This is a genomic window from Burkholderia sp. AU31624, from assembly GCF_020420065.1.
Taxonomy (GTDB): domain Bacteria; phylum Pseudomonadota; class Gammaproteobacteria; order Burkholderiales; family Burkholderiaceae; genus Burkholderia.
In genome coordinates this window covers 311,330-336,766 of sequence record NZ_JAIZRT010000009.1, presented here as the reverse complement: position 1 = coordinate 336,766, position 25,437 = coordinate 311,330, and the positions used below count along the sequence as shown (strand labels likewise).

Genomic DNA, 25,437 nt, shown 5'->3' with positions numbered 1-25,437 from the left:
GGGAAAAAATCGCGCGCGGCTTGGCTGGTTACGCTGCGACGCTTTGTGTGCCGGCGCGGGCGATCTGCGCGTCCTGTTCGGACTTTACGCCAGACACGCCGATCGCGCCCGCGATCCGGCCGCCGACCGTGACGGGCACGCCGCCTTCGAGCAATCCCGTCAGCGGCGCGCTGAGAAACGCGGTGCGGCCACCGTTGATCATATCCTCATACGCCTTCGTCTCGCGCCGGCCGAGCGCCGCCGCGCGCGCCTTGTCCTGCGCGATATACGTGCTGGCCGGCGAGGCACCGTCCAGGCGCGCAAAGGCGAGCAGGTGGCCGCCGTCATCGACGACGGCGATCGACACGGCCCAGCCGTGGCGCTCCGCTTCCGCGCGGGCGGCGGCGAGCATGCGGTCGGCATCGGCGAGTTCGAGTTCGGGTTTCGTCTGCATGGCAATCCTCCGGAATCCGGTCAGTTGACGAGGTGGTTGTCGACGAGCTCGATCCAGTGGCGCACGGGCGTGCGGCCCGCGCCGTTCAGGTGAGTCTGGCAGCCGACGTTGGCCGTGACAATCAGGTTCGGCCGCGCGGCTTCGAGCGCGTCGAGCCGGTTGTCACGCAGTTTCGTCGCGAGTTCGGGCTGTGTCAGCGAATACGTGCCGGCCGAGCCGCAGCACAGATGGCCGTCGGCGACATTCGTCAGATCGAAGCCGAGCCGCGTCAGGATGCGCTCGACCGCGCCGCCGAGGCGCTGCGCGTGCTGCAGCGTGCACGGGCAATGCACCGCGATGCGGCGTGGCGTCGACCCGGCCAGCGTGTCGAGCGGCTCGGCCGCGATCACTTCGGCCAGATCGCGCGCGAGCGCGCTGACGCGTTGCGCCTTCTCCGCATAGACGGGGTCGGAGCGCAGCAGGTCGCCGTATTCCTTGACGAAGGCGCCGCAGCCGCTCGCCGTCAGCACGATCGCTTCCGCGCCGGCTTCGATCGCGGGCCACCAGGCGTCGATGTTGCGGCGTGCGCGGGCGAGGCCGGCCTCCTGCGCGTTCAGGTGATATTCGGTCGCGCCGCAACAGCCGGCTTCGCGTGCCGGACTGACGCTGATGCCGAGCCGGTCGAGCACACGCGCGGCCGCCGCATTGGTGTTCGGCGACAGCGACGGCTGCACGCAGCCTTCGAGCATCAGCACGCGCCGTCCATGGCGCACGGACGGGCGCGGCGCGGCCGCGGGGACTGCCGCCGGGATCTTGTCCTGCAGCGTGCCGGGCAGCAGCGGGCGCAGCGCGCGGCCGGCCTTCAGCAACGCGGCGAACGTCGCCGGGCGCGGCACGACATGCCGCAGCCCCGCGCGCAGCAGGCGCTCGCGCGCGGGCCGCTGCGCGCGCTTCTCGGCTTCCGCGCGGCCGATGTCGAGCAGCGTGTGATAGCGCACGCCGGACGGGCAGGTCGTCTCGCAGTTGCGGCATGTCAGGCAGCGGTCGAGATGCTGCTGCGTGCGCTCGCCGCACGGCTCGCCTTCGAGCAGCTGCTTGATCAGGTAGATGCGCCCGCGCGGCCCGTCGAGCTCGTTGCCGAGCACCTGGTAGGTCGGGCAGGTCGCGTTGCAGAAGCCGCAGTGCACGCACGCGCGCAGGATCGCTTCCGCTTCGTCGGCCCGGGCGAGGGCCTTGCTTGCTTCGCTGAGATTGGTTTGCATTGGCGGGTCGGGATCGGGTCGCGTCAGAATTCGGCGTACAGGCGGCCGGGATTGAAAATCGCATGTGGATCGAGCTGCGCCTTGAGCTGCCGGTGTACGCGCAGCAGCGCCGCCGGCAGCGGCTGGAACGGCTCGCGCGTCGCGCCCGGCGTGAAGCAGGTTGCATGGCCGCCCCACTGCGCGGCGAACCGCTGTACGTCGGCCGGCGCGGCATCGCTCTTCAGCCAGCGCTGTGCGCCGCCCCAGTCGACGAGCTGCGCGCCGGGCAAGGCGTCGAGCGGTGCGGAGGCCGGCACCGACACGCGCCACAGCGGGCGCGGATCGTCGAAGAACGGCAGCGCCAGGTCGCGCAGCCGAGCCCAGAACGCATCGTCGCGATCATCCATGCGCTCGCCGCCGATCGTGTCGCGCGCGGCTTTCACCGAGCCCTCGCCGCCTTCGATCCGCACGCGCAGCACGCCGTCCGCGTGGCATGCGCCGGCGAGCGGCAGCCCCGCGCGACGCCATGCGGCGACGCGCTGCACAGCTTCGTCCACGCCAAGCTGTAACGCGAGATCGCCCGTCGCGCGCGGCTTCGGCAGCACCTTCAACGACACCTCGGTCACGACGCCGAGACAGCCGAAGCTGCCCGCGAGCAGCCGCGAGACGTCGTAGCCCGCGACGTTCTTCATCACCTCGCCGCCGAAGCGCAGGTGCTTCGCGTGGCCGGTGATCACGCGGCAGCCGAGCACGAAGTCGCGCACCGCGCCGGCCCACGGGCGGCGCGGGCCCGACAGCGCCGCCGCGAACATGCCACCGACCGTTGCCGTGCCGCCGAACGTCGGCGGCTCGCACGGCAGCATCTGGCCGGCCGCGTCGAGCATCGCTTCAAGATCGGCGAGCGGCGTGCCCGCGCGTGCGGTGACGACGAGCTCGGTCGGGTCGTACGACACGACGCCGCGATGCGTGCGCACGTCGAGCGTGCGGCCTTCGACGGGGCGGCCGAGGAACGCCTTCGTGCCGGCGCCGCGGATGTGCAGCGGCTGGCGATCGTGGATCGCCGCGTCGACCTGCGCGACGAGCGCCGCGCTGTCGTCGATCGATTCGATGTCGCGTCGCATCAGAAGCGCTCCAGTTCGGGAAACGGCAACTTGCCGTGATGGACGTGCATCGCGCCGAATTCGGCGCAGCGGTGCAGCGTCGGGATGTTCTTGCCGGGATTGAGCAGGCCCTGCGGATCGAACGCGGCCTTCACCGCGTGGAAGAACGTGATTTCGTCGGCATTGAACTGCACGCACATCTGGTTGATCTTCTCGCGGCCGACGCCATGCTCGCCGGTGATGCTGCCGCCCGCCGCGACGCACAGCTCGAGAATCTTGCCGCCGAGCGCTTCCGCGCGGTCGAGTTCGCCGGGCCGGTTCGCGTCGAACAGGATCAGCGGGTGCATGTTGCCGTCGCCCGCGTGGAATACGTTCGCGACCGGCAGCCCGTATTCGGCGGACAGCGCGGCGATGCCTTCGAGCACGCGCGGCAACTCGCGGCGCGGGATCGTGCCGTCCATGCAGTAATAGTCCGGCGACATGCGGCCGACTGCCGGGAATGCGTTCTTGCGGCCGGCCCAGAAGCGCTGGCGCTCGGCTTCGTCGCGTGCGACGCGGATCTCGGTTGCGCCCGCGTCGCGCAGCAGCGCGGCGACGCGTTCGGCGTCTTCGTCGACGTCGGTCGGCGAGCCGTCGAGCTCGCACAGCAGGATCGCCTGCGCGTCGACCGGGTAGCCCGCGTGGATGAAATCCTCCGCCGCGCGGATCGCGAGGTTGTCCATCATCTCGAGGCCGCCGGGGATCACGCCTGCGCCGATGATTCGCGCGACCGCCGCGCCGGCTTCCGCGACGTCGTCGAAGCTCGCCATCAGCACCTTCACGCTCGGCGGCTTCGGCAGCAGCTTCACGGTGACTTCCGTGACGATGCCGAGCATTCCTTCCGAGCCGGTGAACAGCGCGAGCAGGTCGAAGCCGGGCGCGTCGAGCGCATCGGCGCCGAGCGTGAGCGTCTCGCCGTCGATCGTCAGGATCTCGACCTTCAGGATGTTGTGTACCGTGAGGCCATATTTCAGGCAGTGCACGCCGCCCGCGTTTTCGGCGACGTTGCCGCCGATCGAGCAGGCGATCTGCGACGACGGATCGGGTGCGTAGTAGAGGCCGTAGGGCGCGGCCGCCTGCGAGATCGCGAGGTTGCGCACGCCGGGCTGTACGCGTGCGATGCCGGCATCGGGGTCGATGTCGAGAATTCGGTTGAACTTCGCCATCACGAGCAGCAGGCCTTTCTCAAGCGGCATCGCGCCGCCCGACAGCCCGGTGCCCGCGCCGCGCGCGACCACCGGCACGCCAAGCGCGGCCGCGACGCGCAGCACCGCGCGCACCTGCTCGACCGTATCGGGCAGCACGACCGCGAGCGGCACCGTGCGGTACGCGGCGAGGCCGTCGCATTCGAACGGCTTGAGCGCCTCGCGTTCGTGCAGCACGTCGAGGCCGGGCGCCGCCGCGTGCAGCGCGGCGACGAGTGTGTCGCGGCCGACGGTCGCGAGTGGGCCGTCGATCCGTTCGTCGTAGATGAAACTCATCGGGGTTGTCTCCGTCTTCTTCATGCGGCGGCCGCGATGGGCGATGCGCCGGATGGACGGGATTCTTGGTGGGCGGCGCGCGCGTGTCCAGACGTGGCGAATGTGGTCATACCAGTTTTTATGAGGCGGCCGGAAATCTGCTGTATCGGTCGCCATAAAACTGAATGGATAAAAGGGTTTGTGGGAAAATCGCCGATATCCTTCCGGAGTGGTCATACCAGTATGGAAACGCAGGATCGAGTGGGGTCGGCGCGGAACGTGGCCGACGTCGTTGCCGAGCGCATCGAGCAGCTGATCGTCGACGGCGTGCTGAAGGCCGGGCAGGCATTGCCGTCCGAACGGCGGCTGACCGAGAAGCTCGGCGTGTCGCGCACGGCCGTGCGTGAAGGGATGAAGCTGCTGCGTGCGCGCGGGATCATCGACACCACGCACGGCAAGGGCTCGTTCGTGGCGAGCCTGACCCCGCAACGCGAAATCACGCCGATGATGCATCTGCTCGGCTCGCAGCCGCGCACGCTGTACGATCTGTTCGAGGTGCGCGGGATGCTCGAGACGGAGGCCGCGCGGCTCGCGGCGCTGCGTGGGACGCCGGCCGATTTCATCCTGATCAAGCGCCGCTATGAGGAGATGACCGCGGCCGATGCGCAGGATCTCGACCCGGCCGCGCGCGCGAAGCTCGATCACGCGTTTCATCTTGCGATCTGTGAGGCGTCGCATAACCCGGTGCTCGTGAATACGCTGCAGTCGTTGACGGATTTGTTGCTGAGTTCGGTGTTTGCGTCCGTGAACAATCTTTATCATCGCGAGCCGCTGAAGAAGCAGATCGATCGTCAGCATGCGCGGCTCTATAACGCGGTGACGGGGCGGTTGCCCGATCAGGCGCGCAAGGCGGCGAGCGAGCATATTCGTCAGTGCGTCGAGTATCTGCGGGAGATCGAGCAGGAGGAGCAGCGGCTGGTGCGATCGACGTTGAGGCTCGAAGGGTGGACTTGAGGTCGGCTGTGCGTGGCGGTGTGTCTTGATGCGCATCATGCACAGTGGGTCGGCTGGAGACGCGTGTCACAGGGCCATGTCAGACTGTGAGCCATTCTTCGTGTGGCCCCCGCTGCTGCCTGCCGTGATGTGTGGACGCCGTCGTGTGTGTAGTGCCTGACGGAACCACGCCGGGCAAATCGGTGCGCCACGCTTCCTGAACGGAGGACATCGCATGTCGAACCGGACCCACGACGACGGGCACGACGCCCGCCCCGCCAAAGCAGCGGAAGAATTCGCTGATGCGCAGCGCGACGTGTTACTTGTGTTGCTGAATGAGCTGCTGGAGGCCGAGCGCGCAGGTGCGCGGGTTGCGTCGGAGACCGTGGCGGAAATCGACGATCCCGAACTTCATCGGTTCGTGGCCGGGATTCGCCAGGATGAGGCGCACTGGTGCGCGGTGCTGGTCGACGCGATTCGGTCGCTCGATGCGACGCCGACGCATGCTACCGGGGCGTTCTATGAGAAGGCGATGGCGATCGAGGATCTGCCGGAGCGGCTGGCGTTCTTGAATTGCGGGCAGCGCCGGGTCGTGCGGAAGTTGCAGGCGTTACTGCCGACGCTTGCGCAGCCCGACATGCACCACGCGCTCACGCAGATGCTCGTGGCGCATGAGAGGAATATTGGGTCGATTGATGCATTGCTGCGGATCAAGGGTAATAGCGCTGGACCGGGGGCGGCGTAGCTGCAGTGCCACGAATAGCGTACTTCGCGGATTTCAATTGAAGTAGCTTTTCACCTCTAACGATCCCGTCAACTGCGGCGGTCCGATGAAATTAAAGTTCACTTCCCTTGTATCGAACACACTCTAAATTGTCTGTTCACCATATACTTGTGTACCAAATATCAAAGAATACGGGGTCAGAATGGCGAGCGTACGCGATGCAGCTGTGGCCTTTAAAATTTGGGCGGTAGAGCACCGTTTGTTCAGTGCACAGTTGGGACCAACGGATACTGCCATTGATCCCGTTGTTGTCAGAGCGGTTGCTCAAGCATTTGATATCGAAAGTCAAGCGGTACAAAAAGCAGTATTCGCTCGACGTGTGACGCTAGTGGCATATAACGAAGCGGACCGGCAAATCCGGGTCTACCTTAACCGAGGTTTCACAAAAACTATTGATGCGAAACTCCCGAAGCGTATTGCCGACGTTGAGGTTGCTTATTTCCAGGGAACGATCGGACAGATTGGCCCGGTACCGACTTCCCTTGCCCCGAGTCCTGCGTATCGGACAGCAGCCGGTAAATATACATGCGGCAGCTCTATTTTCCCTGGGGGGCGCACCGGCGCTGGAACGCTTGGCGCGATTATTAATGTTGCAAATCAAGCGGTTTTATTTGGGTTAAGTAATAACCATGTCGCTGGTCAGTGCAATTACTCTGATCTCGACCATCCGATAGTTGCTCCTGGATCGATTGATATTCGTGCGGGATTCATTGATCCCTTTACGATTGGCCATTTCGCTCGATCCTGCCCTATGCAGTTTGGAACTCCAGACAACGTACCCACGGCTGCCAACTTGGATGCTTCAATTTTTTCCTTGAAGGATGTGGCCAACGTTTCGTCGTATCAAGGAACGTTCTACGATACGCCACCGAACGTCGTACCCATGGCCGACAACTTGGAGGTAAAAAAAGTCGGACGAACGACGGGGTTGACGCACGGAAGGGTTGTTGGCAAGCTGGCTGGCCCGATCCCTGTTGGTGTGTCGGTCGCCGAACTGGGCCTGCAGTCTCAAGTCTACTTTGAAAACGCGTGGGTGGTTGAAGGGCGCGCCGGGGCGTTCTCCGATCGAGGCGACTCTGGATCGCTCATCGTTACCGAAGACGGAACTGCAGCGGTCGGGTTGCTGTTCGCTGGTGACGGGTCTATAACCCTAGCATTACCCTTGCAAGACGTTTTGGCGCATTTTGGTGCCACATTAGCTACAGGACTATGATGAATGCTTCCCAAGCGGCGGCAGCGCTCTTGAGTGAGCTTCACGCACCCAAAGGCGCTGTAACCGTTGTACCTCGACACGAGCATGGCGGCATAGTACTAGAGGTGCTATTGGATGATCGTGCCAGTAGCTATCGCGATCGCGTCCCGTCAAAGTTTTGTGGTTTTCGTACCCGCGTGAATCGCAGGCAGCCGTTTGTCGCTTTTTGCCACTAAAGCTTTGTTGTGTCGTGATAGTCAAGAGCCGCTGATGCGGCTCTTTTTTATTTGCTGCCAGGCACCCCATGCAGCGACAGGTCATTATTTGCTCAATGTGCTGAGTATCGTCACGTCTAATCCACATCAGAAAGCTTTGCTAGTTGTGTGGGAAAAATCAGTCTCATCGTCAGCTGCCGGTTTAGGAACAGACGAAACTTGGCAATCGATTTGGGGGGCTGTGGTGTGGGCTGTCTCATTGCATGCTCCCAGTGTCCGAACGCTAGTATCTCGTCATTTTCGTTGAAGCGTTTGACCCAAGCTGCCTCTCGGCTCCAGATCGCAGCTTGACAGGTTTCGCCGATTCGCTGATCGTTGGCCAGCGCTACAGCCTTTGCACTCTTGAGATTGATAATGTGATATGTGCCCGAGCGTGTTTCTCGCGGGACAACATTTCGCACTTGACCTTGCAGTGCGATGGGGAATGGATTCGCGATATTGCCCGCCCATCGGAATGCCGCAAGGAATTGTTCTGTCTCGTAGTAGAAATCCGGCCAACCGACCGATTGACCCGAAAATACCAGCTCCAGTGAATCTGCGATGCTTGCATCCGCGTCGCAAGCTGCACGAAGTTGAAGGATTCGTTTTGCTGTGCTGAGGTACGTGGCGAGCCGTCGTGTGTTCGACTCCTCGAATTCCGTACTCGTTGCCCGAGGCGGCTTCGTATGCTTGGACTCCTTCGTACTGCTCTTTCCGGAAGTGGGCTCTGGCTCGTGATCGATAGTCAGTAGTCGAAAGCGGTACTTTCCTTTCTTCAGCGATTCGAGCAGTCCGTCGGAGCGTGCGGCTATAGCCGACACTTTTTGTTCGACGGAAAACTTACACGTTTCTTGATGGGTTGTATTGGGTTTCAGCCGGTAAAACGCATGCACCAAGTATGGTTTGCCGTCACGCTCCTTTGGATGGGCGGGAACATGTGAGACGCCTATGCCGCAACCGACGCATCTGAATGGTTCGGTTCCCTGTCCACGCGCTCGTTCGTCCGTTGTGATTTCAGTTCCCGTAGCGTCTAACGCGGATAACATTCTGGTACCCATATGGTCTCCCCGCAGCAGATTAGTATGATGAAAGCATACCGTAAATTCAGGGGCAGATATGGGTGGTGTGCCGAATCAATTGGTGGTTCGCGGTCTGATGGCTAGGCGTGAATGTTAGAAAGCAGTTGCCATTGGTGCTGCCGAGGAAGCGTCGTCACGGCGATGAACTCGTGTTATGGCACACAGGTTTACACCAATTTTTTGAGATCATTGTCCTGAAGGGACTTCACTGTTTTCACGAGATTCCGCATTGAGTGTGTCTGTCGACTGATCGCTCCAGCCGAATGCAGACGGCCTTTGCTGTGCACTCGCCGTTCGACGAAAGCTAAAAAAGCCCGCCGAAGCGGGCAACCTCACGATGCGGAGGGGGAGATACGAATAAGCGTGGTTGCGTGCTTAACCTTTTGTCGCACCAAACGTCAGCCCCGCCACGAAATGCTTCTGCATCGCGAAGAACATCGCGACGGACGGCAACGCCGCTAGAATCGACCCGGCCGAGACGAGATTCCACGACGTCGTCCATTGCCCCTTCAACGCGGCCACGCCTGCCGTAATCGGCGCAGCCTCATCCCCTTGCGTGAGACACAGCGCCCAGAAGTAGTCATTCCACACGAACGTAAAAACGAGAATCGCGAGCGCGGCCAGCGCGGGCCGAATCAACGGCAGCACGATCCGGTAAAACACCGTCCATTCCCCCGCCCCTTCGATCCTTGCCGCCTCGATCAGTTCGAACGGCAACTGCTTGATGAAGTTGCGCAGAAACAGCGTACAGAACCCGGTCTGAAACGCGACATGAAACAGAATCAGCGCCTCGACCGTATTGAACACGCCGAGCCGCAGCGACAAGTCCCGCACCGGAATCATCAACACCTGCACCGGCACGAAGTTACCGGCAACGAACGTCCCGAACAGCGCTGTACTCCCGCGAAACTTGTAGGTCGCCAGCGCAAAGCCTGCCATCGCTGCGAGCGCAATCGACCCGACAACGGAAGGCACCGTGATCTGCACGCTGTTCCAGAAGTAATGCAGCATCGGCGACGTCGTCAGCGCGTCGCGATAGTTCCCGATCATCGAGAAGTGTCGTGGCCAGCCCCAGTAGTGGCCTTCGACCAGTTCCTCGGTCGAGCGCACCGACGTGATGAACACGGCGATCATCGGCAGCAGCCAGATCAGCAGCGCAACCGGCAGCGACAGCTTGTACAGCCTGCGCGACACAGGCTTCCATTGGGCAACGGGAGTCGGAAACATGATGGCCACCGGTCAGGTTATTGCTCGTTGCGCAGCAGGCGGCGCAACTGGAACACGATGTAGACGAGCATGAACGCGAACAGCACGACCGCAATCGACGCGGAATAGCCGAGCCGGTAGTACTTGATCGCCTGGTCGTACATGTAATACGCGAGCACGGTCGAGCTTTCGAACGGGCCGCCGCTCGTCATCACCGAGATCAGGTCGAAGCTGCGCAGCGCGCCGATCACCGTGACGACGATCGCCATGAAAGTGGTCGGCCGCAGTTGCGGCAGCACCACGTGCCACAGCAGCGCGAAGCCGCGCGCGCCTTCCATCCGGGCGGCTTCGATCTGTTCCGGGTTGAGCGACGTGAGGCCGGTGAGGTACAGGATCATGCAGTATGCGGTCTGCGGCCACAGCGCGGCGAACACGATGCCGAACGTCGCATAGCGCGCATCGCCGAGCACCGGGATGCCGTGTCCGGCGATCAGCGCGAGCAGGCCGAACGTCGGATCGTAGAACCACGAGAAGATCAGCCCGACGACCACGCCGGACAGCACGAACGGCGCGAAGAACAGCGACTTCACGAGCCGGATGCCGGCTACCGCCTGGTTCAGGTACAGCGCGAGCGCGAGGCCGAGCGGCGGCGCGAGCATGAAGAGCGCGAGCCAGATCACGTTGTTGCGCAGCGCGGTGTAGAACGTCGGCGCATGCAGCAGTTCGACGTAGTTCGCGACACCGACGAAGGTGCGCTCGGTCATCCCGTCCCAGTTGTACAGGCTCAGCCACAGCGTCGACAGGATCGGCCAGATCACATAGACGGCCACCATCGCGCAAGCCGGAGCGAGAAAGAGCCATGCGGCGCGCTGTTGGCGCCGCACGGCAGGCGACGGGCGACGCGCGGGCACCGCGGTGGCGGCGGATGCACCGCGCGGCGGCGGCGCGGCGCCCGCGCCGGCGGGCGGGGGGGACGTGATCGGACTGGACACGGCAAGCCTCCTGAACGGGCACGGCGGCACGAGGCCGCCGGTTGGGTCACGTGGTCACTTCTTGTAGATGCGCTTGCGGGTCTGTTCGAGTTGCGCGAGCACCGTATCGAGCTGCGCGGGATTCGCGAGGAACTGCTGCATCCCCTTCATCCCCTCGTCGGCCATTTCCTTCGTCATGTCGCGGTCGTAGAACTGCGCGACGCCGCCCTTCGTGTCGGCGAGGATCCGGAAGCCGATACGCGAGATCGGATCGGCCGGCTCCGGCGACTTGCTGTTGGCCGACAGCGAGCCGAGCCCCTCCGCGAGCTTCGCGCCCATCTCGGGCGTTTCGACGAACGCGAGGAACGTGTGCGCGTCGGCCTTGTTCTTCGCCTTCGTCGGGATGTGCAGCGATTCGACCGGGCCGTCCTCGGCGGTCGGCACCTTCGGGTCGATGATCGGGAAGCGGTAGTAGCCCATTTCCTGCTTCACGTTCGGCGGAAAGCCCGCCGCGATGAAGGTGCCCATCAGCATCATCGCGGCCTTGCCCTGGAACAGGAACGGCTGCGCGCCGTCGAGATCGTAGGACAGCGCGTTGTCGATGAAGTAGCCCGCGTCGATCAGCGATTTCCACGTCGTGTAGACCTTCTTCACGCGCGGGTCGGTGTACGGCACGTCGCCGGCCATCAGTTGCTGGTGAAACACGTTGCCGTTCACGCGCAGGTCGAGATAGTCGAACCAGCCGGCGAGGGTCCACGCGTCGCGGCCGCCGACCGCGATCGGCGTGATGCCGGCCGCTTTCAGCTTCTTGCACGCGTCGAGAAACTGGTCCCACGTCTTCGGCTCGTCGGCGATGCCGACCTTGTGGAACAGGTCCTTGCGGTAGAACAGCCCCCACGAGTAGTAGACGGTCGGCGCCGCGTACTGCTTGCCGTTGTACGAGGATGCGTCGCGCGTCGACGCGTACATCGTGCCCCAGCCGTTCTTCGTCCAGTCGCCGCTCAGGTCCTCGAACAGCCCGCGCTTCGCGTAGTACGCCATCCGTTCACCGGCGTGCCAGTTCACGACGTCCGGTGCGACGGTCGTGAGCCAGGAAGGGAGCTGCACCTTGTACGCTTCCTCGTCGACGAAGGTCGCCTTCACGTCGATGTCGGGATGCGCCTTGCGGAACGCGTCGAGCGTCGACTGCCAGACCGCGCGCTGGCTGGCGCCCTTGAACGCGATGTTGATCGTCAGCGTGCCGGCATCGGCGGGCGTCGTCATGCCGAGCGATGCCAGTGCGACAGCGGCGGCCGTGGCGAGCCGGGCGGCGGTGCGAAGGGGGCGATGGGTCATACGTGTCTCCAGTCCTGGGTGTCGTTGTGCGTGACCGGCGCGTCGTGGCGCCGGTCGCGGTTGCTACGAACGGCTTCGATACACGGCCACGTCTTGCGGCCCGACTTGCGCCGTGCCGAGCACGAACGCCGACGGCGGCACCGCGTCGATCGTGTGCGGTGCGTCGCCATAGTTGAAAACGTAGGTCAGGCCGCCGCGCCGGCTTACGCGTACGCCGTCGCCGAGCGGCGCGGGCGCGAGGCCGGCTTCGGCCGCGACATCGGCGAACAGCCGGGTGGTGGTCGCGTCGTCGAACAGCGCGGCCCAGTAGTGCAGCGTGCCGTGCGATACGCAGGCCGGGTGACCGTCGGCGAAGCGTGCACGCACGACGCTGTGCGTGTCGTCGTGCAGTTCGACGAAGTCGCGCCAGTGGCGTGCGTTGCCTGCGAGCGGCGAGCCGTCGCGCAGCGTGCCGTCGATCCGCTCGGTCACGTTCGGCCGCAGCGATTCGACGCGCCATACGCGCACCGGCAGGATCGACGCGAGCGGGCCGGGCGGCAGCGTCGGCGGGATCTGCAGGTCGACGGTCTTCGAACCGGTGCGCGGGCCGAGCACGACATGCGCGCCGGAGGCGGCGAGCCGCGAGGCGAAATCGTTCGGGACGACCGGCAGCGGCGGCACGACGACGAGGCGGTAGCCGTCGAGCGGCGCGTGCGCGGACACGATGTCGACGTCGAGGCCGAGCGAGCGCAGCGCCGAGTAGTACTCGAACGCGAAGCGCGGGTAATGGAAATCGGCGCCCTGCGGCTGCACTTCGAACAGCCACTTCGCTTCGTAATCGAAGACCAGCGCGACGGGAGCGCGCACGGTGCCGTCCGCATCCGCGCCGGCGTCGTGCACGGCCGCGATCTCTTGCGCGACGCGTTGCGCCTCGCGGCCGCCTTCGTCGAGCTTGTCATCGGGGGTGTGGAGGCCCGCATGCATCTGCTCCTGCGCGAACGGCGCCTGCCGCCAGCGGAAGTACGATACGCAGCCGGCGCCGTGCGCGAACGCTTCCCAGCTCCACAGGCGCACCATGCCCGGCAGCGGCGCGGGGTTCCATTGCGCCCAGTTCACGGGCCCGGGCTGCTGCTCCATCACCCAGAACGGCAGCTTCGACATGCCGCGATAGAGGTCGTGATTGAACGACGCGAAATCCGGATGGCCGGTGCGCAGCCAGCGCGCTTTCACGTCGGGTGCGAACCATTGCTCCTCGAGCGCGCCGAGCGGGTAGCTGTCCCAGGTCGCGATGTCGAGGTCGCGCGCGACTTCGTAGTGATCGAACTCGGTGAACAGCTGCATGAAGTTGTGCGCGACCGGGCGGCCGGGCGAATGTGCGCGGATCACGTCGACCTGCATCCGGTGATAGCGCGCGACTTCGTCCGACGCGAAGCGCCGGTAGTCGAGGCGGTGCGACGGGTGAGCCTCGGTCACGGTGCCGACAGGCGCATCGACTTCATCGAAATGGCGATACTCCATGCTCCAGAACACGGTGCCCCACGCGCGGTTCAGCGCGTCGATCGTGCCGTAGCGTGCCTTCAGCCACGCACGGAAACGCACGAGCGCGGCCGGCGAGTAGCTGACGACGGTCTGGTGGCAGCCCAGCTCGTTGTCGGTCTGCCAGTAGCGCACGGCCGGGTGGCGGCCGTAGCGTTCGGCGACCGCCGTGCAGATCTGGCGCGACGCTTCGAGATAGGTCGGCGACGAGAAGTCGTAGTGGCGGCGCGAGCCGAACGCGCGCGGCCGGCCGTCCGCGCCGATCGCGAGGATGTCGGGGTGGCGATCGACCAGCCATTTCGGCGGCGTCGCCGTCGGCGTGCACATCACGATCTCGAGGCCGGCCGCGCCGAGCACGTCGACCGCGCGATCGAGCCAGCCCCAGTCGTATTCGCCCGGCGACGGCTCGATGCGGCTCCACGCGAATTCGGCGATCCGCACCTGCTCGATGCCGAGCGCTTTCATCCTGCGGGCATCGTCGGCCCACATCGTTTCCGGCCAGTGTTCCGGGTAGTAACAGACTCCGAGGCGCATGCCCGATCCTTATGCGTAGTGGTGAACGTGGACGTCGGCGCACGCGGGCACCGCGCGGCCGTCTTCGGTGAAAAGATGGCAGGCCGCGGCCGGCGCATGCACGCGCACGCGTTCGCCGCTGCGCACTTGTGCGTCGCCCGGCACCTTCGCGATGAGCGAGTGGCCGCCGGGCTGGTCGAGATGCACGTAGGTCTGTTCGCCGAGGCGTTCGACGAGTGCGACGTCGCGTGCGAGCGCCGTCGCGTCGTGTTCGGCGCCGAGCGTCAGGTGTTCGGGGCGAATGCCGAGCGTCACGGTGGCGCCCGCGCCGAGCGCCGAGCCGTCACGTGGCAGTACGAAGGTTTCGCCGGACGGCGTGAGCGTGACGGTCGTGCGATGCGCATCGCAGGCGGTCACGACGGCCGGCAGGAAGTTCATGCGCGGCGAACCGATGAAGCCCGCGACGAAGCGGCTCGCCGGGTGGTGGTAGAGGTCGAGCGGCGCACCGACCTGCGCGATGCTGCCGTGCTGAGCGGTATCGGCGCCGGCGTGCAGCAGCACGATCTTGTCGGCGAGCGTCATCGCTTCGGTCTGATCGTGCGTCACGTAGACGACGCTCGCGCGTTCGAACTGCCGGTGCAGCTTCGCGATTTCGATGCGGGTCTGGCCGCGCAGCGCGGCGTCGAGATTCGACAGCGGCTCGTCGAACAGGAATACGCCGGGCTCGCGCACGATCGCGCGGCCAATCGCGACGCGCTGCCGCTGTCCGCCCGACAGCGCCTTCGGCTTGCGATCGAGCAGCGTGTCGAGCTGCAGGATGCGCGCGGCATCGCGCACCTTGCGGTCGATCTCGGCCTTCGGCACGCGCGCGAGCTTCAGCCCGAACGCCATGTTCTCGTAGACCGTCATGTGCGGAAACAGCGCGTAGCTCTGGAACACCATCGCGACGCCGCGTTCGGCGGCCGGCACGTCGTCGACGCGGCGGCCGTCGATCGACAGCTCGCCCGCGCTCAGATCCTCGAGCCCGGCGATCATCCGCAACAACGTCGACTTGCCGCATCCGGACGGCCCGAGGAACACGCAGAACTCGTGCGCGCCGATCTCCAGATCGACGTCGCGAATGACCGGCGCGTGATCGCCATAGGCTTTCTGCACGCGCCGCATCGAGATGCTCGCCATTGTCTCCGCTCCATGTTTTAATGCGCTTAAATCGTTGATTAAGCGCTTAATCATCGCGATCAAAAAAAGAGGCGATGCGATCGCGGCCGAGTCGCGCCCGTCGGTTGGGCGGCAGGGTGTGCGGCGATAGTGCGCCGCTTCGGTGAGCGAAGCAAATACTGGATAGACGTCTCATATAGTGAGCAAGTGATGGCAACCCTGGATGAAGTGGCGCGCCGTGCCGGCGTGACGGCCGCGACCGTGTCGAACGTGTTGCGCGACCGCGGCCGGGTGGGCGAGGCGACGCGGGCGCGGGTGCTGGAGGCCGTGGCGGCGCTCGGGTATCGGCCGCATCTCGCCGCGCGGGCGCTGGCGGAAGGGCGTGCGCCGACGGTCGCGCTGATGGTGTCGAGCATCGCGAACCCGTTCTACCCGGAGTTCGCGCTGGCGGTCGAGCGTGCGGTGCGGCGCAACGGGCAGTTCCTGATCGTCTGCAACACGAACGAAGATCCGTTGCAGGGGCGTGCGTATCTCGACCAGATCGCCGGCACGATCTCCGAAGGCATTCTCGTGACGAATGCGAACCTGCATCTGCCGGATCTGCGCGACGTGGCGGCACGCGGCGTGCCGGTCGTGCTGTGTCTGTGGGAGCGGCCGGAGGCGCCGCCCGATGGATTGCCGTGCGTGGCGATCGATTTCCGCGAGGCGGGGCGGATCGCGACGCGGCACTTGCTCGAACTGGGCCACGAGCGCATCGGCGTGATCGTCGGCGGGTCGGCGAGCGGCGTGCAGGCGGCGCGCTACGACGGCTTCGTCGACGTGATGCGCGAAGCGGGGCTCGATGCGTCGATCGTCGAGGCCGAGCCCGATTCGATCGAAGGCGGCGTGCGCGCGGCGGGGCGGCTGCTCGATGCGCACCCGCGGTTGACCGCGCTGGTCGCGACCAACGACCTGCCGGCGATCGGCGCGATGCATGCGGCGGCCGATCGGGGCCGGCGTGTGCCCGATGATCTGTCGATCGTCGGGATCACCGACATTCACCTGGCGAGCGACACGCGGCCCACGCTGACGACCGTCGCGATCCCGACCGCCGAGGCCGCCGGGCTCGCGGTCGAACTGCTCAATGCGCTGCGCGAGGCGGGTGGTCAGCGCGACGCGGCACCGTGCGTGCGGACCGCGCCGCGACCGAGGCTGGTGGTGCGGGGGACGACCGGGCGTGTGGCGGGCGGGGGCGCGACGCCTTCGGTTTGATGCGTGGCGGCGGCGAGTAGGTTGAGGTCGCTGTCGTGATCGTTGCGACCCGGCGTCGGGTGGCGCTCGCCTTGGCAAACGGCACACGGCGAGCGGCGAGCGGCGAGCGGCGAGCGGTAAGCGGTAAGCGGTAAGCGGTAAGCGGTAAGCGGTAAGCGGTAAGCGGCAAACGCACCGCCGTCCTCACCCGCCTTCGACGAGCCGCATCACGATGCTTCTAGCTGATTCCAGATGCGCGACCGTCATCGAGCGCGCCGCGCGCGCATTGCGTTCGCGGCACGCCTGCAGGATCTCCTCGTGCTCGACCTGGAACGACGGCGTATCGGCGAGCAGCGTGGCCTGCAGGCGCTCGTACCGTTCAACCTGGCTGCGCAGCTCCGCGATCGTCTTCAACTGCCGCGCGTTGCCGCAGCACGAATACAGCAGCGCGTGGAATTCGCGGTTCAGTTCGCCCTGCCGGCGCGGCACGGCCGCATCGCCGAGCAAACGATGGACGAGTTCGGCGCGTGCGAGCGTCTCGTCGTCGAGCCGCTTCACGCTCCGGTAGATTGCGTCGCCTTCGAGCAGCGCGCGCAGGTCGTAGATTTCCTGCACGTCCGACGCGCTCAGCATGCGCACGACGGCGCCGCGATTCCTGAAGATGTCCAGCAAGCCTTCGCGCTCCAGGCGCTGGATCGCCTCGCGCATCGGAATCCGGCTGATGCCGAACCGGTCGGCGAGGTCGCGCTCGACGAGCCGCTCGCCGGCTTCCAGCTCGCCGTTGATGATCATGTCCCGCAACGAGGCGGCGACCGCATCCGCCGTGGAATCGAGTTTGGCTTCCATGCCTGCATGTTCCGTCAATTTGGAATAATGGTATACCAAACGAGAATCCGGTGCCAAAATGACGAACGCAGGCGGGCTTCGCAAAACGACATCCGGCCCGGCCGAAGCCACCCACATCAATGGAGAGCGAGATGGCATCTGGCGAACACACGTATCGCGTCGCAGTAGAGTGGACGGGCAATCGCGGCACCGGCACGTCGGGGTATCGCGAGTACGGGCGCGATCATCTGATCCGGGCCGGTTCCAAGCCGGCTATTCCCGGTTCGTCCGACGCGGCGTTTCGCGGCGACGCCGCGCGCTGGAATCCGGAAGACCTGTTGCTGGCTTCGGCATCGGCGTGCCACAAGCTCTGGTACCTGCATTTGTGCTCGGAAGCGGGTATTCGCGTGCTTGCGTATGTCGACAACGCGGAAGGCACGATGGTCGACAGTGCCGATGAAGGCCGCTTCACGGAAATCGTGCTGCGCCCGCATGTGACGATCCAGGCCGGCGACGATCGCGAACGGGCGGCACATCTGCATCATGACGCGCACGCGAAGTGCTATATCGCGAACTCGGTCAACTTCCCGATCCGCTGCGAACCGGTGATCGAGTTCGCCGCCGCGTAGTCGACTGGAACCGCCGCGGCGACGTCACAGCGCGACACCGTAAACCTCCCCCGCCGCCGCGCGAATCGCATCGGCCATCATCGCGACGGCCGGCGAATGCAGCCGGTCGGTGCGCGTGATGATCCCGAAATCGTCCATCCGGCAATCCATCTCCAGCGGCAGCACCGTGACGATCCCGTGCCTCGCGTAGTAACGCGCGACGTCCTCGGCCAGCACCGCGATCATGTCGCTCTGTTCGAGCAGCTGCGTGATGAACAGCAGCGCGGACGTCTCGACGAGATTCGCCGGCGGCGCAAGGCTCGCGCGCTGGAACACGAGATCGAAGCGGTGGCGCAGCACGCTGCCGGCCGGCGGCACGACCCACGCGGCGCGCTGCACGTCCGCGAGGGACAGCGGCGCTTGCGCGAGCAGCGGATGGCCGGGCCGCACGACCGCGGCGACCGACTCGCCGGTCAGCGGCTCGTAGCGCAGCCGCAGCTTGTCGTGTTCGGCGGAGAGCCGGCCGATCACGATGTCGATTTTTTCCTGTGCGAGATGTTCGAGCAGCACGTTGCTGGTGTCGATCTCGACCGACACGTGCAAGCCGGCATGCGTGCCCTTCACCGCGGCGACGGCCGGCGGCACGAGCCGCAGGCCCGGTGACGTGATCGCCCCCACCGCCACGTGCCCGAGATGGCCGGCCTTCAGCGCAGCCAGCTCCTCGTGCGCCTGGTCGAGGCTGCCCAGCGCCGCGCGCGCGTGGCGGATCAGCGCGTCGCCGTAGAGCGTCGGCCGCATCCCGCGCGGCAGGCGCTCGAACAGAACCGCGCCGATCGATTCCTCGAGTTCGCGCAGCAGCTTCGACGCGGCCGGCTGCGTCATGTTCAGCGCGGCCGCCGCGCGGTGAATGCTGCCTTCGTCGGCGAGCGCGACGACCAGCAGAAGCTGGCGCGTCTTCAGGCGGCCACGGTTTCCCCACGGGCTGGCTTCGGGCATCGTACGGGTTTATATCGATATCGGAATCGATATCGTAATCGCCAAAAACGTCATTAGCCAGTTATCAAAATTCTGCCTAGACTGCGCCGGTATCCCGTCACCACAGGACTGACGATGTCGGCAACGAAACCCAGGCTGCGCTCCACCCAATGGTTCGGCACGAACGACAAGAACGGCTTCATGTACCGGAGCTGGATGAAGAACCAGGGCATTCCCGATCACGAGTTCGACGGCCGGCCGATCATCGGCATCTGCAATACGTGGTCCGAACTGACGCCGTGCAACGCGCACTTCCGCAAGCTCGCCGAGCACGTGAAGCGCGGGATCTCCGAGGCGGGCGGCTTCCCGGTCGAGTTCCCGGTGTTCTCGAACGGCGAATCGAACCTGCGCCCGTCGGCGATGCTCACGCGCAACCTCGCGTCGATGGACGTCGAGGAGGCGATCCGCGGCAACCCGATCGACGCGGTCGTGCTGCTGGCCGGCTGTGACAAGACGACGCCCGCGCTGCTGATGGGCGCGGCGAGCTGCGACGTGCCGGCGATCGTCGTGTCGGGCGGCCCGATGCTGAATGGCAAGCTCGAAGGCAAGAACATCGGCTCCGGCACCGCCGTGTGGCAACTGCACGAAGCGCTGAAGGCCGGCGAGATCGACGTCCATCACTTCCTGTCGGCCGAAGCCGGGATGTCGCGCTCGGCCGGCACCTGCAACACGATGGGCACCGCGTCGACGATGGCGTGCATGGCCGAGGCGCTCGGCGTCGCGCTGCCGCACAACGCGGCGATTCCCGCCGTCGATTCGCGCCGCTACGTGCTCGCGCACATGTCCGGCATCCGCATCGTCGAGATGGCGCTCGAAGGGCTCGTGCTGTCGAAGATCCTCACGCGTGCGGCGTTCGAGAACGCGATCCGCGCGAATGCGGCGATCGGCGGCTCGACCAACGCGGTGATCCACCTGAAGGCGATCGCGGGCCGCATCGGCGTGCCGCTCGAACTGGAAGACTGGATGCGCATCGGCCGCGACACGCCGACGATCGTCGACCTGATGCCGTCGGGGCGCTTCCTGATGGAAGAGTTCTATTACGCGGGCGGGCTGCCGGCGGTGCTGCGCCGGCTCGGCGAAGGCGGGCTGCTGCCGAACCCGGATGCGCTGACGGTGAACGGCAAGTCGCTGTGGGACAACGTGCGCGAAGCGCCGAACTACGACGACGAAGTGATCCGCCCGCTCGACCGGCCGCTGATCGCGGACGGCGGCATCCGCATCCTGCGCGGCAATCTCGCGCCGCGCGGCGCGGTGCTGAAGCCGTCGGCGGCGAGCCCCGAGCTGCTCAAGCATCGCGGCCGCGCGGTGGTGTTCGAGAACCTCGACCACTACAAGGCGACGATCAACGACGAGGCGCTCGACATCGACGCAAGCTCGGTGATGGTGCTGAAGAACTGCGGGCCGCGCGGGTATCCGGGGATGGCCGAGGTCGGCAACATGGGGCTGCCGCCGAAGCTGCTGCGTCAGGGCGTGAAGGACATGGTGCGGATTTCCGACGCGCGGATGAGCGGCACCGCGTACGGCACGGTCGTGCTGCACGTCGCGCCGGAAGCCGCCGCCGGCGGGCCGCTCGCGGCCGTGCGCAACGGCGACTGGATCGAGCTCGACTGCGAGGCCGGCACGCTGCATCTCGACATTACGGATGACGAACTGCAGCGCCGCCTGTCGGACGTCGATCCGACCGCGGCGCCGGGCGTGGCCGGCCAGCTCGGCAAGGGCGGCTACGCACGGCTGTACATCGATCACGTGCTGCAGGCCGACGAGGGGTGCGACCTCGACTTCCTGGTCGGTACGCGCGGCGCGGAGGTACCGAGCCATTCGCATTGAGCGGCTGCGCGGCAGCCGGTTGCGGGCTCTCACGGCCCGCGCAACGTGAAACCGTAAACGCATGACGGCCGGTCGTCACCGAGGCCGAAGCAGGACGCGAACCATGACATCGAGCAGCGCGCCGCGCTATCGCGGCATTTTCCCCGTCGTTCCGACGACGTTTACCGATACCGGCGAACTCGATCTCGCGAGCCAGAAGCGCGCGGTCGATTTCATGATCGACGCGGGCTCGGACGGGCTGTGCATCCTCGCGAATTTCTCCGAGCAGTTCGCGATCACCGACGACGAGCGCGACGTGCTCACGCGCACGATCCTCGAGCACGTCGCGGGCCGCGTGCCGGTGATCGTCACGACGTCGCATTACAGCACCCAGGTGTGCGCGGCGCGCAGCCTGCGCGCGCAGCAGCTCGGCGCGGCGATGGTGATGGCGATGCCGCCGTACCACGGTGCGACGTTCCGCGTGCCCGAAGCGCAGATCTTCGAGTTCTATGCGCGCGTATCCGATGCGATCGCGATCCCGATCATGGTCCAGGACGCGCCCGCGAGCGGCACCGCGCTGTCGGCCCCGTTCCTCGCGCGGATGGCACGCGAGATCGAACAGGTCGCGTACTTCAAGATCGAGACGCCGGGCGCCGCGAACAAGCTGCGCGAGCTGATCCGGCTCGGTGGCGATGCCATCGAAGGGCCGTGGGACGGCGAGGAGGCGATCACGCTGCTCGCCGACCTGCACGCGGGCGCGACCGGCGCGATGACGGGCGGCGGGTTTCCGGACGGCATCCGGCCGATCCTCGAAGCGTGGCGCGAAGGGCGCCATGACGACGCCTACGCGCGCTACCAGGTCTGGCTGCCGCTGATCAATCACGAGAACCGCCAGTCCGGGATCCTCACCGCGAAAGCGCTGATGTGCGCAGGCGGCGTGATCGCGTGCGAGCGGCCGCGGCATCCGATGCCGGAACTGCATCCGGACACGCGCGCGGAACTGCTCGCGATCGCGCGCCGGCTCGACCCGCTCGTGCTGCGCTGGGCGCACTGAACGGTCACCGAACGATTCGCGAAGGAGGCATGCACGATGAGTGATCAGGTTTCGCTGGGGGTCGTCGGCATCGGCAAGATTGCGCGCGACCAGCATCTGCCGGCGATCGACGCCGAACCGGGTTTCAAGCTGACCGCGTGCGCGAGCCGCCACGCGGAAGTCGCCGGCGTGCGCAACTATCGCGACCTGCGCGCGCTGCTTGCCGCCGAGCGCGAGCTCGACGCCGTGTCGCTGTGCGCGCCGCCGCAGGTGCGCTATGCGCAGGCGCGCGCCGCGCTCGAAGCCGGCAAGCACGTGATGCTCGAGAAGCCGCCGGGCGCGACGCTCGGCGAAGTGGCCGTGCTGGAAGCGCTCGCGCGCGAGCGCGGCCTCACGCTGTTCGCGACCTGGCATTCGCGCTGCGCGAGTGCGGTGGAGCCCGCCCGCGCCTGGCTCGCGACGCGCGCGATCCGCGCGGTGCAGGTGCGCTGGAAAGAGGACGTGCGGCGCTGGCATCCGGGGCAGCAATGGATCTGGGAGCCGGGCGGCCTAGGCGTGTTCGACCCGGGCATCAACGCGCTGTCGATCGTTACGCGCATCCTGCCGCGCGAGCTCGTGCTGCGCGAGGCGACGCTCATCGTGCCGAGCGACGTGCAGACGCCGATCGCCGCCGAACTCGATTGCGCGGATACCGACGGCGTGCCGGTGCGCGCGGAATTCGACTGGCGGCACGGCCCGGTCGAGCAATGGGAGATCGCGGTCGACACGGCCGACGGCGTGCTCGCGATCAGCCGCGGCGGCGCGCAATTGTCGATCGCGGGCGAGCCGGTCGAGCTCGGGCCCGAACGCGAGTATCCGGCGCTGTATGCACACTTCCATGCGCTGATCGCGCGTGGCGAAAGCGACGTCGACGTGCGGCCGCTGCGGCTCGTCGCCGATGCCTTCCTGTTCGGCCGGCGCGTGCAGACCGACGCGTTCGGCCGCTGATCACGCGGGCGCGCCGCGGCGCGATCGCACACGACGAATCATTACGGCACAAGCCGATATCAAGGAGACACCGCATGAACCGCACGACTCACACGATCCGCCGCCATACCTTGCGCGCGCTGCTTGCCGCACTGTGCATCGCGCCGCTCGGCATGCAGGGCGCCGCGCGCGCAGACGCACCGCTGAAGATCGGCTTCCTGGTGAAGATGCCCGAGCAGGCGTGGTTCATCAACGAGCAGAACGCGGCGTCCGCGCTTGGCCAGAAGGAGAATTTCTCGGTCGTGAAGATCGGCACGCCGGACGGCGAGAAGGTGCTGGCCGCGATCGACAACCTCGGCTCGCAGGGCGCGCAGGGCTTCGTGATCTGCGCGCCGGACGTGCGCCTCGGCCCGGCGATCGCCGCACGCGCGAAGCGCTACAACATGAAGTTCGTGACTGTCGACGACCAGCTCGTCGATTCGACCGGCAAGCCGCTGCCGAACGTGCCGCACCTCGGGATGTCGGCGACCAAGATCGGCAACCAGGTCGGCCAGGCGATCGCCGACGAGATGAAGCGGCGCGGCTGGAAGCCCGAGGAAGTCGGCGCGCTGCGGATCACGAACTACGAGCTGCCGACCGCGAAGCTGCGCACCGACGGCGCGACGCAGGCGCTGCTCGCGAACGGTTTCCGCAAGGAGAACATCTTCGACGCGCCGCAGAAGACGACCGACGACGAAGGCGGCTTCAGCGCGGCCGCGCCGGTGCTCGCGCGCCATCCGAACGTGAAGAAGTGGGTGGTCTACGCGCTGAACGAGGAAACCGTGCTCGGCGCGGTGCGCGCGACCGAGCAGCTGCACATCCCGGCGGCCGACGTGATCGGCGTGGGCATCAACGGCGCGGGCGAGGCGTTCGCCGAATTCCAGAAGAAGGAGCCGACCGGCTTCTACGGGACGATCGCGGTCAGCTCGACGAACCACGGCAAGGACAGCACGCAGAACCTCGTCGAATGGATTCGCGACGGCAAGACGCCGCCGGCCGACACGCAGACGAGTGGCAAGCTGATGACGCGTGCGAACTGGCAGGCGGTGCGTGCCGAGCTCGGCATCTGAGCGCACGAGGCGAGAACGCGATGACGACGCAGACGATGACGGCCGTATCCGGCAACGATGCCGCCGAGACGCCGCCGGGCGGCCCGCTGCTCGCGCTCGACGGCATCACGGTGACGTTCCCGGGCGTGCGCGCGCTCGACGCCGTGTCGCTGTCGGTGCGCGCGGGCGAAGTGCACGGGCTGATGGGCGAGAACGGCGCGGGGAAGTCGACGCTGCTGAAGGTGCTGTCCGGCGTGAACCAGCCGCAGGCCGGCACGCTGACGCTGAACGGCACGGTGCAGCGCTTCGCGTCGACGCGCGCGGCGCTGGAGGCCGGCATCGCGATCATCTACCAGGAACTGCATCTGGTGCCCGAGCTGACGGTCGCCGAAAACCTGATGCTCGGGCAACTGCCGAGCCGGCTCGGCGTGGTCGACGAACGCACGCTTGCCGCGCGCGCGCTCGATGCGCTGGAGCGGCTCGGCGAGCACATCGATCCGGGTATTCCGGTGAAGTACCTGTCGATCGGCCAGCGCCAGATGATCGAGATCGGCAAGGCGCTGATGCGCGACGCGCGCGTGATCGCGTTCGACGAGCCGACGAGTTCGCTGTCCGCGCGCGAAACCACGCAGCTGTTCCGGATTATCCGCGCGCTGCGCGCGGAAGGGCGCGCGATCATCTACGTCACGCACCGGATGGAGGAAGTGTACGAACTGTGCGACCGCGTGACGGTGTTCCGTGACGGCCGCCGCATCGACACGTTCGATTCCGTCACCGATCTCGACCGCGACCGGTTGATCGGCTGCATGGTCGGCCGCTCGATCGAGGACGTGTACGGCTACCGGCCGCGCCCGGCCGGCGACGTGCTGATCGAGGCGAAGGGGCTGGCGGGGCCCGGGTTGTCCGAGCCGGTGTCGTTCACCGCGCGGCGCGGCGAGATCGTCGGCTTCTTCGGGCTCGTGGGCGCGGGCCGCTCGGAGCTGATGAAGCTGCTGTACGGTGCCGCGCGCCCGAGCGCGGGGCACGTCGAGCTGAACGGCAAGCGGGTGGCGTTCGGGAGCCCGCGCGACGCGGTGCGCGCCGGCCTCGCGCTGTGCCCGGAAGACCGCAAGCAGGAGGGCATCGTCGCGATCGCGTCGGTGGCCGACAACCTGAACATCAGCGCGCGCCGGCATTTCAGCCCGGCGCGGGTGCTGCTCGACGGGCGGCGCGAACGCGAACTCGCGCAACGCTACATCGAGCGGCTCGCGATCAAGACCCGCGACGGCGACACGCCGATCGGCGCGCTGTCCGGCGGCAACCAGCAGAAGGTCGTGCTCGCGCGCTGGCTGGCCGAGCGCATCGACGTGTTCCTGATGGACGAGCCGACGCGCGGCATCGACGTAGGCGCGCGCGCGGAAATCTACAACCTGTTCTACGAACTCGCGGAAGCGGGCCGCACGGTGATCCTCGTGTCGAGCGACCTGGCCGAGGTGATCGGCGTGTCGGACCGGATCATCGTGATGAAGGAAGGGCGGATCGCGGGCGAGGTCGCGAAGGCGCAGGCGACGCCCGACGCGCTGATCAAGCTCGCGCTGCCGCGCTAGCGCCCCGC

At 66.4% G+C, this 25,437-nt stretch carries 21 protein-coding genes and 1 pseudogene; 10 read left to right on the top strand and 12 right to left on the bottom strand.

Annotation, left to right across the window (positions count from 1 at the left end):
* Positions 1-28: 28 nt before the first annotated feature.
* Genes LGM89_RS30385 through glcD form a run of 4 tightly spaced genes read right to left on the bottom strand, consistent with a single transcriptional unit; the run spans position 29 to position 4,273 of the window.
* The gene (locus LGM89_RS30385) at positions 29-433 is read right to left on the bottom strand and encodes a GlcG/HbpS family heme-binding protein (RefSeq protein WP_089443739.1); all 405 of its coding nucleotides are present in this window, start codon (positions 431-433) and stop codon (positions 29-31) included.
* Between the two features lie 20 nt (positions 434-453).
* Positions 454-1,674, bottom strand: a complete 1,221-nt coding sequence (gene glcF, locus LGM89_RS30380; RefSeq protein ID WP_226274880.1) for a glycolate oxidase subunit GlcF — start codon at positions 1,672-1,674, stop codon at positions 454-456.
* A 23-nt stretch (positions 1,675-1,697) separates the two neighbouring features.
* Positions 1,698-2,774, bottom strand: coding sequence for a glycolate oxidase subunit GlcE (gene glcE, locus LGM89_RS30375; RefSeq protein ID WP_226274879.1), 1,077 nt, complete (start codon positions 2,772-2,774; stop codon positions 1,698-1,700).
* The gene (gene glcD, locus LGM89_RS30370; RefSeq protein ID WP_226274878.1) at positions 2,774-4,273 is read right to left on the bottom strand and encodes a glycolate oxidase subunit GlcD; all 1,500 of its coding nucleotides are present in this window, start codon (positions 4,271-4,273) and stop codon (positions 2,774-2,776) included. The genes glcE and glcD overlap by 1 nt, the downstream gene beginning before the upstream one ends.
* 222 nt (positions 4,274-4,495) lie before the next feature.
* Here glcD and glcC point away from each other — a divergent pair, with 222 nt between their 5' ends.
* The 3 genes and pseudogenes from glcC (at position 4,496) to LGM89_RS30355 (ending at position 7,242) form a co-directional block, all read left to right on the top strand.
* Positions 4,496-5,266 carry a transcriptional regulator GlcC gene (glcC, locus tag LGM89_RS30365; protein ID WP_226274903.1) on the top strand — a complete coding sequence of 257 codons (771 nt, stop codon included), beginning with the start codon at positions 4,496-4,498 and terminating at the stop codon, positions 5,264-5,266.
* 274 nt (positions 5,267-5,540) lie between these two features.
* Positions 5,541-5,990, top strand: a pseudogene (locus LGM89_RS30360) (DUF6306 domain-containing protein); the annotation flags it as partial.
* A gap of 181 nt (positions 5,991-6,171) precedes the next feature.
* Positions 6,172-7,242: a S1 family peptidase gene (locus tag LGM89_RS30355; RefSeq protein WP_226274876.1), complete on the top strand. Its 1,071-nt coding sequence runs from the start codon at positions 6,172-6,174 to the stop codon at positions 7,240-7,242.
* 331 nt (positions 7,243-7,573) lie between these two features.
* Here the strand turns inward: LGM89_RS30355 and LGM89_RS30350 are convergent, their stop codons facing one another.
* The 6 genes from LGM89_RS30350 to LGM89_RS30325 all read right to left on the bottom strand — a co-directional run bounded on the left by LGM89_RS30350 (position 7,574) and on the right by LGM89_RS30325 (position 15,273).
* A complete protein-coding gene (locus LGM89_RS30350; protein WP_226274875.1) occupies positions 7,574-8,533 on the bottom strand; it encodes a hypothetical protein in 960 nt (319 codons plus the stop codon).
* Positions 8,534-8,929: 396 nt separating this feature from the next.
* On the bottom strand, positions 8,930-9,781 hold the full coding sequence (locus tag LGM89_RS30345) for a carbohydrate ABC transporter permease (RefSeq protein ID WP_226274874.1): 852 nt from the start codon (positions 9,779-9,781) through the stop codon (positions 8,930-8,932).
* 17 nt (positions 9,782-9,798) lie between these two features.
* Complete coding sequence (locus tag LGM89_RS30340) at positions 9,799-10,752, bottom strand: carbohydrate ABC transporter permease (RefSeq protein WP_226274873.1); 954 nt, start codon at positions 10,750-10,752, stop codon at positions 9,799-9,801.
* 54 nt (positions 10,753-10,806) lie between these two features.
* Positions 10,807-12,066, bottom strand: a complete 1,260-nt coding sequence (locus LGM89_RS30335) for an ABC transporter substrate-binding protein (RefSeq protein WP_226274872.1) — start codon at positions 12,064-12,066, stop codon at positions 10,807-10,809.
* 63 nt (positions 12,067-12,129) lie between these two features.
* The gene (locus LGM89_RS30330) at positions 12,130-14,115 is read right to left on the bottom strand and encodes a beta-galactosidase (protein WP_226274871.1); all 1,986 of its coding nucleotides are present in this window, start codon (positions 14,113-14,115) and stop codon (positions 12,130-12,132) included.
* A gap of 9 nt (positions 14,116-14,124) precedes the next feature.
* Entirely contained in the window at positions 14,125-15,273 is a 1,149-nt protein-coding gene (locus LGM89_RS30325) for an ABC transporter ATP-binding protein (RefSeq protein WP_226274870.1), read from the bottom strand.
* A 189-nt stretch (positions 15,274-15,462) separates the two neighbouring features.
* Here LGM89_RS30325 and LGM89_RS30320 point away from each other — a divergent pair, with 189 nt between their 5' ends.
* Positions 15,463-16,503 (top strand): LacI family DNA-binding transcriptional regulator, encoded by a 1,041-nt coding sequence (locus tag LGM89_RS30320; protein WP_226207210.1) that lies wholly within the window; start codon positions 15,463-15,465, stop codon positions 16,501-16,503.
* 183 nt (positions 16,504-16,686) lie between these two features.
* Here LGM89_RS30320 and LGM89_RS30315 read toward each other — a convergent pair whose 3' ends face one another.
* On the bottom strand, positions 16,687-17,328 hold the full coding sequence (locus LGM89_RS30315; protein ID WP_226274869.1) for a GntR family transcriptional regulator: 642 nt from the start codon (positions 17,326-17,328) through the stop codon (positions 16,687-16,689).
* A gap of 131 nt (positions 17,329-17,459) precedes the next feature.
* Here LGM89_RS30315 and LGM89_RS30310 point away from each other — a divergent pair, with 131 nt between their 5' ends.
* Positions 17,460-17,936 (top strand): OsmC family protein, encoded by a 477-nt coding sequence (locus tag LGM89_RS30310; RefSeq protein WP_226274868.1) that lies wholly within the window; start codon positions 17,460-17,462, stop codon positions 17,934-17,936.
* A gap of 24 nt (positions 17,937-17,960) precedes the next feature.
* On the opposite strand, the gene LGM89_RS30305 is transcribed toward LGM89_RS30310, so the two are convergent.
* Positions 17,961-18,911: a LysR substrate-binding domain-containing protein gene (locus LGM89_RS30305; RefSeq protein ID WP_226274867.1), complete on the bottom strand. Its 951-nt coding sequence runs from the start codon at positions 18,909-18,911 to the stop codon at positions 17,961-17,963.
* Positions 18,912-19,025: 114 nt separating this feature from the next.
* Between LGM89_RS30305 and LGM89_RS30300 the strand changes: the two genes are divergently transcribed.
* From LGM89_RS30300 to araG, 5 genes are all read left to right on the top strand, one after another.
* Complete coding sequence (locus LGM89_RS30300; RefSeq protein WP_069252773.1) at positions 19,026-20,777, top strand: IlvD/Edd family dehydratase; 1,752 nt, start codon at positions 19,026-19,028, stop codon at positions 20,775-20,777.
* A gap of 103 nt (positions 20,778-20,880) precedes the next feature.
* The gene (locus LGM89_RS30295; RefSeq protein ID WP_226274866.1) at positions 20,881-21,810 is read left to right on the top strand and encodes a dihydrodipicolinate synthase family protein; all 930 of its coding nucleotides are present in this window, start codon (positions 20,881-20,883) and stop codon (positions 21,808-21,810) included.
* A 36-nt stretch (positions 21,811-21,846) separates the two neighbouring features.
* A complete protein-coding gene (locus LGM89_RS30290; protein ID WP_089495952.1) occupies positions 21,847-22,776 on the top strand; it encodes a Gfo/Idh/MocA family protein in 930 nt (309 codons plus the stop codon).
* A gap of 74 nt (positions 22,777-22,850) precedes the next feature.
* Entirely contained in the window at positions 22,851-23,864 is a 1,014-nt protein-coding gene (locus LGM89_RS30285) for an arabinose ABC transporter substrate-binding protein (RefSeq protein ID WP_089495953.1), read from the top strand.
* Positions 23,865-23,884: 20 nt separating this feature from the next.
* The gene (gene araG / locus LGM89_RS30280; RefSeq protein ID WP_226274865.1) at positions 23,885-25,429 is read left to right on the top strand and encodes an L-arabinose ABC transporter ATP-binding protein AraG; all 1,545 of its coding nucleotides are present in this window, start codon (positions 23,885-23,887) and stop codon (positions 25,427-25,429) included.
* The last annotated feature ends 8 nt before the right edge of the window (positions 25,430-25,437 follow it).